At 34.1% G+C, this 16,244-nt stretch carries 12 protein-coding genes and 1 pseudogene; 3 read left to right on the top strand and 10 right to left on the bottom strand.

What is annotated here, in order from left to right:
- Positions 1 to 63 precede the first annotated feature (63 nt).
- A pseudogene (locus WJR50_RS07150) lies at positions 64 to 828 on the bottom strand (IS5 family transposase).
- Between the two features lie 379 nt (positions 829 to 1,207).
- Between WJR50_RS07150 and WJR50_RS07155 the strand changes: the two are divergent.
- Positions 1,208 to 1,981 carry a polysaccharide biosynthesis/export family protein gene (locus WJR50_RS07155; protein ID WP_341292558.1) on the top strand — a complete coding sequence of 258 codons (774 nt, stop codon included), beginning with the start codon at positions 1,208 to 1,210 and terminating at the stop codon, positions 1,979 to 1,981.
- A gap of 985 nt (positions 1,982 to 2,966) precedes the next feature.
- Here the strand turns inward: WJR50_RS07155 and WJR50_RS07160 are convergent.
- From WJR50_RS07160 to WJR50_RS07170, 3 genes are read right to left on the bottom strand one after another with little or no spacing between them, the layout of a single operon-like run.
- The gene (locus WJR50_RS07160; protein ID WP_341292559.1) at positions 2,967 to 4,028 is read right to left on the bottom strand and encodes an NAD-dependent epimerase/dehydratase family protein; all 1,062 of its coding nucleotides are present in this window, start codon (positions 4,026 to 4,028) and stop codon (positions 2,967 to 2,969) included.
- Positions 4,029 to 4,035: 7 nt separating this feature from the next.
- Entirely contained in the window at positions 4,036 to 4,830 is a 795-nt protein-coding gene (locus tag WJR50_RS07165; protein ID WP_341292560.1) for a WecB/TagA/CpsF family glycosyltransferase, read from the bottom strand.
- Positions 4,820 to 6,238 (bottom strand): exopolysaccharide biosynthesis polyprenyl glycosylphosphotransferase, encoded by a 1,419-nt coding sequence (locus WJR50_RS07170; protein WP_341292561.1) that lies wholly within the window; start codon positions 6,236 to 6,238, stop codon positions 4,820 to 4,822. Before WJR50_RS07170 ends, WJR50_RS07165 begins: the two co-directional genes overlap by 11 nt.
- Before the next feature lie 868 nt (positions 6,239 to 7,106).
- On the opposite strand from WJR50_RS07170, the gene WJR50_RS07175 reads away from it, so the two are divergent.
- Together WJR50_RS07175 and WJR50_RS07180 are read left to right on the top strand one after the other, a co-directional pair.
- Positions 7,107 to 8,216, top strand: coding sequence for a glycosyltransferase family 4 protein (locus WJR50_RS07175; protein WP_341292562.1), 1,110 nt, complete (start codon positions 7,107 to 7,109; stop codon positions 8,214 to 8,216).
- Entirely contained in the window at positions 8,213 to 9,454 is a 1,242-nt protein-coding gene (locus WJR50_RS07180) for a glycosyltransferase (protein ID WP_341292563.1), read from the top strand. The genes WJR50_RS07175 and WJR50_RS07180 overlap by 4 nt, the downstream gene beginning before the upstream one ends.
- On the opposite strand, the gene WJR50_RS07185 is transcribed toward WJR50_RS07180, so the two are convergent.
- The 6 genes from WJR50_RS07185 to WJR50_RS07210 all read right to left on the bottom strand — a co-directional run bounded on the left by WJR50_RS07185 (position 9,446) and on the right by WJR50_RS07210 (position 16,214).
- Positions 9,446 to 10,708: a glycosyltransferase gene (locus WJR50_RS07185; RefSeq protein WP_341292564.1), complete on the bottom strand. Its 1,263-nt coding sequence runs from the start codon at positions 10,706 to 10,708 to the stop codon at positions 9,446 to 9,448. The genes WJR50_RS07180 and WJR50_RS07185 overlap by 9 nt on opposite strands.
- A gap of 350 nt (positions 10,709 to 11,058) precedes the next feature.
- The gene (locus tag WJR50_RS07190) at positions 11,059 to 11,844 is read right to left on the bottom strand and encodes a glycosyltransferase family 2 protein (RefSeq protein ID WP_341292565.1); all 786 of its coding nucleotides are present in this window, start codon (positions 11,842 to 11,844) and stop codon (positions 11,059 to 11,061) included.
- The gene (locus WJR50_RS07195; protein ID WP_341292566.1) at positions 11,831 to 13,114 is read right to left on the bottom strand and encodes a glycosyltransferase family 4 protein; all 1,284 of its coding nucleotides are present in this window, start codon (positions 13,112 to 13,114) and stop codon (positions 11,831 to 11,833) included. The genes WJR50_RS07190 and WJR50_RS07195 overlap by 14 nt, the downstream gene beginning before the upstream one ends.
- Positions 13,074 to 14,402, bottom strand: a complete 1,329-nt coding sequence (locus WJR50_RS07200) for an O-antigen ligase family protein (protein WP_341292567.1) — start codon at positions 14,400 to 14,402, stop codon at positions 13,074 to 13,076. Before WJR50_RS07200 ends, WJR50_RS07195 begins: the two co-directional genes overlap by 41 nt.
- Positions 14,386 to 15,294 carry a glycosyltransferase family protein gene (locus tag WJR50_RS07205; protein WP_341292568.1) on the bottom strand — a complete coding sequence of 303 codons (909 nt, stop codon included), beginning with the start codon at positions 15,292 to 15,294 and terminating at the stop codon, positions 14,386 to 14,388. The genes WJR50_RS07200 and WJR50_RS07205 overlap by 17 nt, the downstream gene beginning before the upstream one ends.
- A complete protein-coding gene (locus WJR50_RS07210) occupies positions 15,291 to 16,214 on the bottom strand; it encodes a sulfotransferase domain-containing protein (protein WP_341292569.1) in 924 nt (307 codons plus the stop codon). The genes WJR50_RS07205 and WJR50_RS07210 overlap by 4 nt, the downstream gene beginning before the upstream one ends.
- Positions 16,215 to 16,244: the final 30 nt, after the last annotated feature.

Consider the following 16,244-nt stretch of genomic DNA (forward strand, 5'->3'; position numbering starts at 1 on the left):
TTTCTTTTCTAGAAGTTTTTGCTAAGAAGTCTATAACCTCATCTAGGCCGTGTTGACATACGATTATAGAGTTAGGATGACGCAGCTAGCTATATGCCAGAAGGCCAAGTAGTTGCGAGCTGTTTTTTCATAACGAGTTGCCAATCTTCGGTACTGCTTTGCTTTATTATAGAATCGCTCCACCTTATTTCTGTCAGCATATAAATTTTTGTCATAATCACGCTGCTCTACTCGGTTAGTTTTTGGAGGAATAACGGCTACAGCCCCCATTTGAGCAATTAAAATCAGAAACTCGTCACTGTCATAAGCTTTATCGGCAATCACTGCCTCCGTAATTTCCCCCGCGTCACGGCGACTTTAACCAAAGCAGGACCGGTACGTACATCGTGATCCTGTCCGGGAGTTAAAATGAGGCGGCGAGGATTGCCTAAAGCATCTACGCTAGCGTGCACTTTTGTGCTTTTACCCCCTCTACTCTTTCCTATTGCTTCATCCCCTTGTCGGCAACTTTTTTTGACCTGCTGAATGCTGATGGGCACGCACTATGGTGCTATCAGTCATAATCCATTCTAAATCAGACTCTTGTAGTCCCTCAAACACTTGCTTTTATACTCCCTTCTTAGCCCAACGATTAAAACGCACATAGACGCTGTTCCACTCTCCGAAACGCCCGGGCAAATCCCGCCAAGGAGCCCCGCTTCGAGCAATCCATAGCACTGCATGAACAAACAAACGGTTATCAGCCGTTCTGCCAGGATCAGTTTCTTTCCCCGGTAATAGGGGAGCAATCTTTAACCATTGATCTTCACGTAACTCATACCTTCGCATACCCTTTTTGAACAAAGTTTGTAACTTTGATATTAGATGTCAACACGACCTAGTTGAACAATTTAATTTTTTTAAATCCCCTCCCCAGTCAATTATTTTTAGTTAGCGTATTAGAGAGCATTTCAGAATAAAATAACATTTCTCTTTGTACATGAGAGATTCTTTCATAATTTTCCGAGCTAAGAAAAGTTTGTAGCTCAATCCACTCATTTTGATAAGCATTCGGCTTGTTTAATTTTTGCAGTAATTCAAAACTCTGATATTGAAAAAGTGTATTTTTTAGAATTACCTTTTTATTATAAATCCTTACCATAAGTGCTATCAAAATCATAACTTTGTAAGGTTTACATAAAACTCTATAAATTTATTTCATTAAAAAATGAAATCATTATATCCTTTTCTACTATTAGTATTTGTGGTTGTTTCCTGCATTCCTAATAAGCAAGTAGTCTATTTTCCTGACCCTGAATTTAATACTGAAGTATCTACTGAAATACTTAATCCAAGACAAACATATCGGCTACAGCCGCGTGATGTACTATCGGTGAGAATACTTACATTGGACTCAGAGTCCGAAGCTTATTTCAATATTCAACCTAACACAGGTTTTATGAATCTTAACCCTGCCGGTTTTTATCTTAACGGGTATTCTATAAATGAAGAAGGGAATATTACATTACCTGAAGTTGGGCCTGTCAAAGTAGTTGATTTAACCCTTAATGAAGCTCAGACTCTAATTGCTAACGAAATTAGTGAATATTTAAGTACAGCTACGGTTATCGTAAAATTGACAAGCTTTAAAATCACTGTACTGGGAGAAGTAAACAGTCCAGGCTATTATTATGTTTATAATGACCAGGCAAACTTGTTAGAAGGCTTAGGTTTGGCCAGTGACCTCACTGAATTTGGTAACCGAGAAAATATAACCCTTATTCGTCAGACTGATAATGGCTCTGAAGTAGTATTGATTAATCTAAAAGATCCGGATATCTTATCTTCCAAATACTATTTTCTCCAGCCTAATGATGTTATTTACGTCCAACCGCTTAAGGCCAAGAATACTCGTAGTAACTTAAGTACTTTTACAATTCTCAGTGTGCTTTTTGGAGCTATTTCGAGTACCATATTGTTGCTTAGATACTTAAATGACTAACAGAATAGTATAGTCACAATATTTTATTTTTATTCTTCGAGTCATCTCAAATTTTGAGTTTCGGGATTGAGGTACAAGTTATAAAGGTTAGCAATAGCTACTCTGATACGATAAAGTGGTATAGGTGTCTTCCTGCTCCGCTTTCCTGTTCTATGACAGCATAGTCTGAGTAGTTTTTGTTTTTGCTGAGCAAACTTTTTATTCAAGAGTAAAAGGGGAAATATATAGATTAAAATAATAGTGTAGAGTAGTTTCACCCTGTTATGCTGCGAATCGCTGCATAGGTCTTACCTGGCGGCGACCCTAGTTCACTTGCGCTAATGAATTGGTTGTGAATATATGGATAACTCTATCGAGTTAACCACATATTCACAACATAGTAGCAAAAACTACTTTCTTAGAATTTTAATATGCTACTAACCTAAAGGTGGCGTCCACCAAAACCAGAGCCTGCAACTTTCTATGTATGGCTAATTCGGATTTGTTGAAACGAAAACACTGCGCCCAGTTCCCGGCTCGATGTCCCATATTTTTAGCATATGCAAAGACCATCTCTTGGGCTTTTTTGTCTGACTCAATTTCTTCAAAGGTCAGATAAACGCTTCATTCCGGCTGCTGCATGAGCAAAACCTAACAGATAACAGCCCAACTCACTCAGTAAAAAGCCGCTGCTACGGGAGCGTAGGCGCAAGACACTTTGGTACAGACCAGCAAAGCTTCTGACTAGCTGTTTATCAATATGTTGATCAGTTTTTGGAGAACAGGTTAAAGAAACTGCTCTAGCCGACGAGAAAAAATACAGCCGTTGCAGCCTGTCCAAGGAAAAGAAGTATCTTTAAACTATTATACATAAAAACCTCCTTGTTTAGATCTGTTCCTTTTCTCTAAACAGGAGGTTTTTCTTTTTGTCATCCTCTACTATAAAATATGGGATGACTCATGTTTAAAGGTATGACCTTTGATAACTTACTTACCAGACTTGATTTCATTTAGCTAAAGAAAACCTGCTTTCCCAGGATTGATATATTTCTTCAAAAGTCGTCTGTAGATTCTTAGTGATATCCCAATTAGGATAATGCTCTCTAATTTTAGATAAATCGGAAATATAACACATATGATCTCCCTCACGATTTTTATCCACATATTCGTACTGCATAGATTTTCCTGAAATGCTTTCGATTAATTTAAAAGCTTCCAGAATTGATATTGAGTTATCTCTACCTCCTCCGATATTATAAACCTCTGCAACCCGGGGAGATTTGATAAATTCCTCAATGAAGCGAGTAACATCATATGAGTGAATATTATCTCTAACCTGTTTTCCTTTATAACCAAATATTTTGTAGAGTTTACCTTCCAAATTACACTTAATTAAATAGCTTAAAAATCCATGTAGTTCTACGCCAGAGTGATTAGGTCCTGTAAGGCAACCTCCACGAAGACAGCAGGTGGGGATATTAAAATAACGGCCATATTCTTGAACCATTACATCCGCAGCTACTTTTGAAGCACCAAATAAAGAATGTTTTGACTGATCAATTGTAAAACTTTCTTTTATACCATTACGATAAGTTTCATCTGCGTATTCCCAACGAGTCTCTTCTTCTTTGAGGTTTAGATAGTTTGGAGCATCACCATATACTTTATTTGTAGAAAGGTGAACAAAAACCGTTTCAGGAAAAAACCTACGAGTTGACTCTAGCAGGTTAAGCGTTCCTACTGCATTAGTATCAAAATCATCAAAAGGCCTGCTTGCTGCTAAATCATGACTAGGTTGGGCTGCAGTATGAACAATAGCATCGGGAGTGATACCCTCCATAAAACTTAATACATCTTTACGATTTCTAATATCCAGTTCAGTATGTTTAAAATTGGTATATGTATCTTCTAGACGTCTTTGATTCCAGCGTGTATCTCCACCTTCACCAAAAAAATCTGACCTCATATTATTATCTACGCCAATTACATTCCAATTTGCTTCACAGAATTTTTTTACAACTTCGCTACCAATAAGACCGCTGGACCCAGTCACTAACATTGTCTTCATATTTGAATTATTTTGTTCTAATTAATAATGGTTTTAAAGTGTGCTTAACAAACAAATAGATGAAATATGTATTAGTATAAAGATATCTACGCCATAATCTTCTAGGCTCTTTCACCAAGCGGTAAAGCCACTCTAAACCCATATCCTGCATCCAAGAGGGTGCCTGGCTTACATTTCCTGCATGAAAATCAAACGCGGCTCCTACTGCCATCATTACTGAATTTACTTTTCCTAAATGATCAGCAACCCATTTTTCTTGGCGAGGGCAACCACGACCCACTAATACAATATGTGCACCAGAATTATTAATTTTTTGAATGTCTTCTAAATCTTCCTCTTTAGTAGCATCACGAAACCTATCTTCATGTACACCGCAGATTTGAACACCTGGATACTTGCTCCTTATAAAGGCTTCAAACTTATCCAATGTATTTTTCTTACTACCATATAAAAAAACTCTTAATTTCTTGTCCGATGCTTTTGCAAGTACGTGCAAAGTTAAGGTGGGACCATATACACGGTCTGGCAGATTGGCCTTATAAAAATAATTCAAAGCCCATCTTACTGGTTGGCCATCTGGCACAACCATATCAATCTTATTCACTTTTTCATTAAGCTCTTTACTCCAAACTGACTCAACAAGGCCATGAACAGCCAAAGCTGAGAGTCCGTAACTATTGTTTTGAATTGCCTGCTCAATAAGGACATCTGAAGCAAACTCATAATCGACTAATGAGTAGTAAACTGAAAATAGATTTTTTTTTATGGGAGAGTATAATTTGCCACTCTTTTCAATATGCATTTTCTTCGCCTTTTATCATATTCAGTATCGTAAGCCAGATGATTTTTATGTCAAAACTTAAGCTCCAGTTTTGCATATATTCTAAATCATACTCCACTCTTTTTTTCATTAGATAAAGCTCCTTTGTTTCACCACGGAACCCACTTACCTGAGCGTAACCAGTAATACCTGGAGTGATAGTATGACGAATAGGGTATTCAGGAATATGTTTGGAATAGTAAAGCAACTGATTCTGCATGTTAGGTCTGGGACCTACTACTGACATATCTCCAATCAAGACATTAAAAAACTGAGGGAGTTCATCTAAACTGGTTTTACGAAGAAATGCTCCAATTCGTGTAATTCGTGTATCGTTTTTAGAAGCTTGAACCTCAAGCTGATCATTTACTTTCATAGTACGAAACTTGTAGCACCAGAACAAACGATTATTTCTACCCGGCCTTAACTGACGAAATAAAACAGGCCCTGAAGAGTCTATTTTGATTAGTAATGCTATAATAGGAAATAAGCTCACTGAAAGCACTAATAGCACTAGTCCTGAAAAAAGAATATCAAATAAACGTTTAATTTGCGCATTTACTATCAAACGAAGAGGAGTATTTCTAAAAGAAATTACTGGAATTTTACCATCATCAAATAATTGAGCATCAATTTTTCTTTTCTCATCACTATCCAAATCAGGTACTATTCCAAGGTAAATAAAGTGTCTTTCCGCAAAATCTTGTAAATCGTTTAGATACAACTTATCATTTGGCTTGGTATAATAAATTTCTTTAATTCCATTTTCCAAACAATATGATTGTACTTCAGCCAGACCACCTAAATACCAAGATTGCAACTCACGTAATAAGGGCCGTTCTTGGTCAAAGAAACCCATGAATCGTTGGGTTAACGAAGGAGTATTTTGAAAATAATTAAAGAGATTTAAGGCACTTTGATTAGTTCCAATAACTATGCAAGGTTTTTGATTGAATGGTAGTTTACGGTAATATCTATAAAGTTTCAACATAATACTACGAACCAAAATGACAGCGATTACCGTGCAACAAAAGATGAGAAAAAGGTTTAACCAAGAAAAACCTGGTAAAACAGAGCTTAACTTTAAACCAATAAGAAAGGCTACATATAATACACTTGTGTTACCAGAGTGAAACAATATCTTTTCATGTGTACCTAGGTTTTCTACTTGATAAGTAGAAGCTATCAAACCAGATATTATCCAGCTCAGTATTAAAAATGCAGTAACAAACCCAAGTATGGTTGGCTCACTATCCACCATAGTCAACCAATTATAATGAAAGGAGACTTTTATTACATAAAAAATAATAAAAGCATCAGTTATCATCAAAAATATAGGTAGCGCAGTAGAATATTGAAATTTTTTTAGGCTACGATAATAATTTTGCATTTTTATGCTTGATTCGGTTAGTATTTGAGCTAAGAAAAAATGTTATTGATCTCGTATATGAAAGAATGTTCCTGATTTATAATAAAAGTAACTATCAGCTTTATCACTGACCCGACACCTTTATTCACTCTAAACCAAAGTTATAAATCAATAAAAAAGCTTCTGTTGACATTCAATAAATATGTATAAATGAAACTTCTACATAATAAATTTGCCTAAGGAATAGTGATTACAGAGATGAATTATAGCTCATAATTCTGCTTTTTTTTTAAATCTGTATTCTAAAAAATCATTAACTTATTCACTAGTTAAACTAATGAATAATCAAATTGATTTTCACAAAATGAAAATTATCTCATTAACAAAATAAAACTACCTAAAAACTTAATGCACTTCAATATAAATATGCTTTAAGAGTATATATTAATAGTACAAAACAGTACCGTTAACTTATGTTTTCAAAAAGTTTAATTTATTTTTACAATATTACTATCTTAACATTTTTTTTCAAACACATATATATTAAAAATTTTTTAAAAAAACCAATTAAAACCCCTTATTCATTTAAGGAAAAATAGTTTATCATAAGAAATTCATTTTTAAACAAGTATTTTATATTAATTATCTTAGGTCATTTTTCAATTATTACTCTTAAATATTACATACATATCTTCTCTGCAAAAGCTTTATACAAGAGATTTCAATAAATAATAATTTTTGTGTACCTAGACTGCTTCTTAATAACATTATATTTTAGAAACTATTTCCTAAGCTTCATGAAACACGTCTTGCCTATTCCTTACTACTCTTTTCTAAACTTGCAGGCTTTTATCTTTTATCGTTATTTGCAAGCAACAGACGAGGGTATATGAAAAAACTTTTAGTAATTGGCCAAACTCCTCCTCCTTACCACGGACAGGCTTTAATGACAGAAAGATTAATAAAAGCAAACTTACCAGGGATCAAAATCCATTTTATTAGATTATCTTTTTCTAAAGATATTCATCATATTGGTAAAGCAGGCATAAAAAAAGTGTTTCACATGCTTGAAGTAATTATCACGGGGATTTACATACGTTTTCGTTATAATGTGAAGACCTTATATTATATGCCTGCTGGTCCTAACAAAACACCAGTCCTAAGAGATATAGGGATACTCGGTATACTTAGAATATTTTTTCCAGCTCTGATATTCCATTTCAGAGCTGCCGGAGTATCTGATTTTCTCAAAGCTCAATCCTCCTGGCTCCGTCACATTGCCTGTTGGGTTTACCACTCTCCAAAGGCAGCGATTCAATTATCTTCATTAAATCCAGCAGATGGGAAATACTTTGGTGCCAAACATACCTACATATTACCTAATGGCTTAGAGGACAAAGCAAAAGATATGCTTTCTAACAAAAGGATTTCTTTAAAAAAAGATACAATAGATATATTATTCGTAGGTATGCTCAGTGAAAGTAAAGGAATAAAAGTATTAATAAAAGCAATCGACTTACTAAAGAAGGAAAAAATTAAACTCCATATAGTGGGTGGGTTTACATCTATTGAGTTTGAACAACAAATAAAATTATTTTGCGAACAACAAGAGTTGAATAATATAGTTCAATGGGAAGGGGTATTGCAAGGAAGAGAAAAATGGCAGCAATATCTTCATGCTGATATTTTTTGTTTTCCCAGTTTTTATGAATCGGAATCATTTGGAAATGTCGTGGTGGAAGCAATGATGTTTAACCTTCCTGTAATAGCTACCCAATGGCGGGGGATTCCGGATATTGTTGATGAAGGTACTACTGGATATCTGGTCCCTATCAAAGATGCTGCTGCAATCGCTGATAAATTATTAGTATTAATAAGAGATGCAGCTCTTAGAAAAACTATGGGAAATGCAGGTCGAAAAAGGTATCTTGAAAAGTTTCGCCTTGAACAATTTCATACCAATATTTATCAAATTCTTATAAATGAGACACTTCCATGAATGTTCTTCTCTCAGCATTTGCTTGCCGACCTAATTTTGGTAGCGAGCCTGGTGTAGGCTGGAATTTTGCGATTGAGCTTGCAAAAAGGCATCATGTATATGTCATCACACGCTCTGAGAACCGAGAGCATATCATGCAGTATCAGGGAAATAATCTTAATAATAAGAATATCACATTTCTCTATTATGACATATCAAAATTTATAGGCTTCAGATCACCCAACTCCTTTTTGATCTATATCTACTATTTTTTGTGGCAAATAGGTGTCTTTTTTAAAGCGAAAAAGTGGATAGTTACCTACAAAATTGATTTGATACACCATATTACCTATGGTGTTTTTCGTATTCCCTCATTTCTCGCCTTTTTAGATAGACCTTTTATTTTTGGCCCATTAGGTGGGGGAGAACACTATCCTTTTTATCTAAAAAAAAGTTTTAAAAAACGTCATATCTTAATTGAGTTGTTTCGTGATTTCGCAAATAAGTTATCTATCTATAATCCACTTCTGAGGCTTACCTATAAAAATAGTATCTTAATTGCCTGTAAAAACCACGAAACTCTAAAGCACATTCCTTCCAAATATCATAATCAATGTATAGTTAACACTGAAATAGGTCTTCGTAAACTTCCCAAAAGTTTACAGAAACTACAAAAGTGTAAAGAGGGCTTGAAGTTACTTTATGTAGGACGTTTAGTGTATTGGAAAGGGCTTCACCTTGTTTTGGAAGCCTTTTCAATACATAAAAATTCAAATCACCGGCTCACTGTTGTTGGCAGTGGAAAGGATAAAAAATGGCTTAAAAATAAGGCTATAGAACTCAATATTAATCACAAAATCAGTTGGGTTGATAGAATGCCACAAGACCAGTTGTTTAAGATGTATCAACATTATGACCTTATGGTTTTTCCGAGCTTAAGAGAGGCTGGTGGAAATGTAGTCATTGAAGCCATTGCTCATAAATTACCCGTAATGTGCCTCCAGTTGGGAGGCCCAGGAGAACATATCATAGAACAATGTGGCATAGTCATTTCAACAAAAAATAAGAATAAGCAAAAAATAATTATGGAGATTTCAGAGGCAATTAAAAATATGGATGGTGACAGAGAAGCATTAAACCAACTTAGCGCAAAGGCTCAATTACATGCAAAACATTTTATGTTAGAAAATATTGTTAGCCGAATATATGATCATCCAATACTTCAAATAAAGATGAAACAAAGTATTAAACTAGTATAAGCGAAGTCTTTCTTTAGTTTTTTTCATTTGACTTTCTAGCAATACTTGATATTCGCGCATTATTCTCTCTCCCTTTTTAGGCCAACTATTCTTATTAGCGTATTTAAGTCCACTTTCTGAAAGTCTCTTTCTATATTCTCTATTACCTGCCAACTTTACTAAAGCTTCCTTCAGCCTGTCAATTAAATTTTCATCTTCAGGATTTACTTTAATACATACTCCTTCAGGAATCAAGGTACCAGCACCATGTTGATCTAAAGTGATTACTGGTAAACCACAAGCCATAGCTTCCAATATTTGTATACCAAATGCATTTCGCAATGGGCAAAACATTAATATATCATGGCTTAAATAATAATCTTTTAACTCTTCATACTGAAGTGTTCCTGCAAAGTTAACAACATCTTGTAGGTTATTTTTCTTGACAAAACTTTTATACTTTCTTCCCATCGGACCTTCTCCTACAATTGTAAGCTTAATATTATGCGCTTTTCCTAGACGCTTAAAAACTTCTAATACCAACTTTAAACCTTTTTGAGGAAGTAGTCTACCCACCCATAATACGTTAATAGAATGTTTAGCCTCTCGTTTTGGGATTACCTTCGGCATGAAATCTGATGAAACGCCACAGTCTAAAAAGAGCTTTACATTTTTTGCTTCCAAGCTTTTAGCTACATCTGCAGTATCACAGCTGGTAGCTAGCACAAGTGAGGCTTGTGATGTAGCATAAGTACTTTTAAATACCTTCATGATTATAAAACTTGTAAGCTTCCTCAAGCCATCTCTAAGTACCCCCGAAGAGGAATATTTAATTAAAGAATCAGGGACTTTTTCCCCTCCTCCTACTGGACCAAAAATAAAGGGAATTGGAAGTTTCCACATATATGAGCCAAGCTGAATAGAACCAAATGTTACATGATGAACAATATCAAAATCAATTGAATCATGTTTTGTTTTAGCTACTTTAAAAGCATAATGTTGCCATATTAGATAATATATATATGCCAGGGGAAAAAAGTGTGATAATTTAATTTTTATCTTTTCTAACCATGAAGGCAAGCAAATAAAAACAAAATGAAGGTTTTCTACCGGATATTTCTTAAGCTTATTGAGTATAACCTGCTTATTGCTTTCTGCGGTAAAACACCACACCTGATTTCCTAAGTTAGCAAGTTGAACTGCCCAGTTCCAACCACAACTTGGTTCACTTCCAGCGTCAGGAGCGCATGAGTATGCAGATAAAAGAATTTTCATTTTATGAGGGATAGCTTAAAAAACTTGTAAGGAATTACAATCATATGTTCTCTTTTCTTTTGCTTCTTTCATTTTATGATATTATCTAAATCTTATAATAAACTCAAAATAGTAAAATATCACTGTTCACTCACTTCTAAAAATGAACAGCTAACAATATGATATTTTTAAGAACACGTCTTAAATTAAATTAACTCTAAAAGTATTAATTTAATTTTATTTAGTAACCTCGCTACCACAAAAACCCTGCGATTCTTACTTATCATTATAGTTTTATGATTATAATACAATTTTTAACTAAAAATTAAAGCGATAGTTTTCTCAAAATGGTTTGGAAAACAAAAATTTATCTATTTGAAAATGCTTATAACTTTTAATATCCTCCTTACAGGTTTTACAAAACAAAGAACAATTACTTTATAAAGTAACTTATTGATAAGTGAGCTTTTAATATTGTATGAAGTATTTTTATTAATAATATAAAAGTGTTCTTTGATACTTGTTTCTCGATATTTTTGAGATGAAGATTTACTTGTTTCATGCCAGCGAAAAGCAGCAAAATATTTATTCACAAACTTGAACTTATAACCTTTATATAATAACCTTACAAAGAAGTCTCTATCCATACATTGATACAAACTTTCATCAAGGAGATTATTATCCTCAACAATTTTTCTTCTAAAGAAGAAAGAAGTGGACTGTATAAAGGTTAAAAAGTATCCCATCCACTTCACCGGAACATGAGATCTTAAATTTCTAATTAATTTTCCTTGTGCATTTATGAATCTTACATTAGCATAAATAGCATCTACTTTATCACTAATAAATTGTTTATTTACCTTAATAAAGGTATCTGGATAGTAATAATCATCAGCATTGAGCCATCCAATTACATCACCTGTTGCTTTTTTAAAGCCTTTGTTTAAGGCATCACTTTGTCCCTTATCTGGCTCTGAAATGAATTTTAAATGAGGATATTTTTTTATTATTTCTAACGTACCATCTGTTGAGCAATTATCTACAATAATATGCTCAAAATTGGGATAATTTTGAGCTGTTACACTCTTTATAGCTTCCTCGATAAATGCAGCTTGATTGAAAGAAGGAGTGACTATTGATATTTTAATGAATTCCATCTTCAGCTAAACTAATTTTTCTATGTAGGTTGAGCTTTTCCTCAAACAATGATAAATAGGATTCTGCAACTATTTTAGGACTGTATTTCTTTATTACACTTTCGCGTGCTGTTTGTCTTAATTTATCATGCCGACACTTGTCCTCTGTCACCCAATTAATTCCAAAAGCAAGGTCATCGGTGTCATAAGGATAAGCCAAGTAACCATTTTCTCTATGGATAATCATATCACTGTTTCCTCCAATATCAAAAGCTGTAACTGGAGTGCCACAGGCTAATGATTCCATAATTACATTTGAAAGATTCTCATATAATGACGGTACTACCATAACATCTGCAGCTGAATATGCAGCAACGAGAGAAATATCATCTGATAATTGACCTAAATAGTGTACTTTGTGTCTTTCTTCAAATGCTGTTTGAGGTTCTGAAGCTCCTAATATAACTAGTTCAAATTTGTCAGCTGGTAATTTGCATATCGCCTGTTCTAACTTCTTAAAGCCTTTTATTGGACTACTTTGCTTCATAGCTCCAAAAAAGACCAATTTTTTTTCAATTGGCAGGTTAAGTAATCTCCGTGCAGCTAGTTTTTCTAACGGTTTATATACTGTTTGATCAATAGGATTAGGAATTACCCTTATTTCTTTATCAAAAAAAAGAGAGCTTTGCTTAGCACATTTCGCTAACCATTGGCTTAGTGGCACTACTGTAATATTACTATTAGCATAAGTTTTTTGCTTATCCATGAATAGCCTTCTGCTTAAGTCTTTTTCCTTATTTGACTCAAGCGCTTCACAGTACCCACATTTTGCCATATAATTCTTACATTCCATTACATAATGACAGCCTCCTGTAAAGGCCCACATGTCATGTAAAGTCCACACAATGGGGACGTTAATTTTTTTTAACTCTTTCATGGAAAGGAAGCCATCTCCTACCCAGTGTAGATTTACTATATCCGGAGCTATCTTTTCTATTTTACTATATACAGAGTACATAGAATAAGAAGCAGAAAATACTCTCCTATCTTTTTTTCCACTAATAATTTCAATAAATAAGTTATTTATACTAGGCATCAATTTAGCCAGTATCATATCCTTTTTTGTCTCCGGAGCGATTACTCTTTTATCATTACTGATTTTTGACAAAACCAGCATATAAGAATCTATTCCTATACCTAGCAAGCTTTGATGTAAACGATAAGCTGCTCTAGCCGCTCCTCCTTGCTTATCACGCGTGCTTATAATTAATATTCTGGGTTTCTTTTTCATGATCAGAAGACTTGTAAACAGCATATTTTACTGCTACTGATAAAACGATTAGTAATGAAAGTACTACCCAGCCATGTACTGTATATGCATTGGCAATCATAGACCATACAAAAAACTCAAACCATGTACAGATTAAGCCTACAATGAGCAGTTGATATTTACTGTTTGGTTTTGAGATGTATACTTTTATAATGCTGAATAAAGGGATACAAAATAGCATGAGCATACAAAACACACCTATTATACCCCAATTTACATAAGCCCAAACAAAAGTATTATGAGGGGATTCCACTTTCTTATTATTTAATAACTTTACAGCAATGATATCCCATCCATTACTTCCATTACCAATGATAGGGGATTCTCTGTTTGTATAGGAAATCATAGGCACCCACAAGTGGGCGATCCTATACGAAAATGACCCTCCTACTTCTTGTCCGGCTAGCACTGTATCAGTTTGTTCAAATACTTTAAGATCTTTTTCAAATTTTACCTGCACATAGTCTGAAATGTAGGAAAAACTAGTAATGAATATGATACCTATAATTACAAATGAAGAAATAAATCTCTTTTTATATAATATGAAAAATAGAATTGGCAATATAAGAGCAATCAAGAAAGCCGAGCGTGTCCCGTTGTAGATTAGGGCTAGATAATATGAACCCGCTACGAAGAATAGCCATCCCTTGTGTTTACGTAACCTTATCATCACCAAAATAAAAAGGGTAGTCATAAAATGAGCATCTTCGTTTGAGGCGTGTAATAAAAAATGTAGACGATGCTCATTATACATTAATGCTGTGAATGGGTCGATCCCTGAAGTTGCAATTAGATAGGGATAAAATATCAATACCAGAATAAATAATAATAAACATACATTTAAGATAATTTGGATAGTTTTCTCGGAATAGACAATAGCACTAAATAGGGAAACAGCAATAAAAGAGAAATAGAAGAAGTTCTTAATAGAGCCCTGAATATTGAACATCTTATTGTCCAAGAGGAAAAACTGTCCCACCACTAATATCACAAAGAATATCATTGTCATAGTAAGAGCTCGTTCATAGGCAAATATAAAGGAGTACTTGCTGAGCATCTGTAACAAAAAGACAATCAATATACTTAGAGCTAATACTCTTATATATCCTTCTGCTCCCACTTCTGAGCTTACACTACCCAGAGTACTTAATTGTACAAGAGGGAAGAAAAACCTTGCCAGTAAAACTATTAACAATAGTTTGTAGGCTATATTAAAACTATAACTACTCTTGTTATCTATTCCATCCATTCAAAATATCCATTAGCAGTACCTTCTTAACCTTTTTTTTAAAAGGTAATCTATAATATTTTCTAAATTCCTTTATTAGATGTTGATTTACTTCTGGGTGATCTGGTAAATTGAACTTTGTACCTTCTTTATTAAGTTTTACAGAAAACCTTGAACCTGCTCCACTATGTCTTCCACTCCCATCAAACCCTATGTTGGATACTAAAGATTTAACTGGATATATAGTATAAGCGTTATGCTTATATTGAGCATAGCAAAAGCGAATAGCCCAAGAGTCAAGCAAGCCATGTATTTGCTTCCACAGCATCAAGCTGAGATCTTCTCCTCCTTTATCAAAAGCTCTACGTTGAGGTATACTTCCAAAAAATTTCTTATGTCCTTTAACTTCCCAGTCAACTTTATTCCAGCGATCTGCCCAGGTAGCCCATCCCCATGAAGAACTTCTGTAGTTTTTATAAACGGCAATATTATATTGATTTGAACAATCAACATAAGGATGATAACCACTAATGGAAAAAATATCTTTATCATTTTTATATTTTTCCAATGCTTCATTCATATACCATAAGAATTGTGGCGCACAAATGATGTCATCTTCCAATACTATAGCTTTTTGGTATTTATTGATGACTTCAGAAACTCCATTAATTATATTATAGGCTAACCCACAGTTACAAGCTCTTTTAATAATATGTACTTCCTTGAAACCAGTAATTGTGTCTAGATAACTTCTTAAGTCATTTACCTTTATTTCCTCTTCCTGGTTCTGAGCGGCGTCTGAGAAAATATACAATTCACTATCCTGAGCTCCTTTACATCGCTGCAAGGCTTTAATCACTTTACGGGTATGACTAGGCCTATTATAAACAAAAAGTACAATCGGTGCTTTCATGAAAACTCCGCCGTTTTAGGTAACTGAAACTTCCAACTGCTTAAGTCTCTTTGCAAAAATATCTCAAGGTGTTCAATGTCTTCACGAAATTGAGCATACAAAGATGAATGTAGCTCCTTACTTATCGGAGGTTTTTTGTTGCTAAATATCCGTGCCATTATAAGTTTGTCTACTCCTCGGATAAGTTTACAGGCAAGAAAATCTCCAAGGTGTTGTTTTTTTTTAAAACAGCGTGTTTTGTCAGCATTATAGGAGTACTTAAATTGGTTACTTAAACTGATAAAACTTTGTCGAGGAATAGAATAAATTACTTTTTGAGGAGTTTTATCAATAACCTGCTCAGGGTTATAGCCTTCATCTACTCCAATGAAGCGATATAGCTTTTTTATTACTTCTTTTTTGTTCTTTTTTAATTCATCATACAAAAGTATGAGTATCTGATCCTGAGAAAAATATTTATGATAATGCTTTAGGTGTTTATAATATAATCCAAATTCTATGATTTCAGAGTGTCTACCATAACCTTCCATCTTACCTTCCAAAATATTATTCATCCCTTCTGAAAGGGTTAGAGGAGGCAAAAACCCATCCTTCATATAATGATAGTAAGCGGATACAGCACGGATAACAGGGTCTCTAAGTATCACGATAAGTTTAATTTGCCCTAAGTTTTGCTTTAGACGAGACGCATATTGTGAACTTCCCAATAAATTTGGACGCTTAATCCCCCATACTAGCTCATTGCTAACGTTTTCAAAGAGTGCTTCTAACTTTTGCATTCCACCCTCTTGAAAATCAGGGTCTTCAAAATAAGGAACTTCATCTTCTGGCATAAAAACTTGTGGATGTGCAGATAATACACTTTGAATATACGTAGAACCTGATTTTTGACCTCCAATAACAGCAAACTTAATCTTCATCTTTTAGTATTTAATACACCTATGAACATT

Source organism: Catalinimonas locisalis, assembly GCF_038039535.1.
Lineage (GTDB): Bacteria > Bacteroidota > Bacteroidia > Cytophagales > Cyclobacteriaceae > Catalinimonas.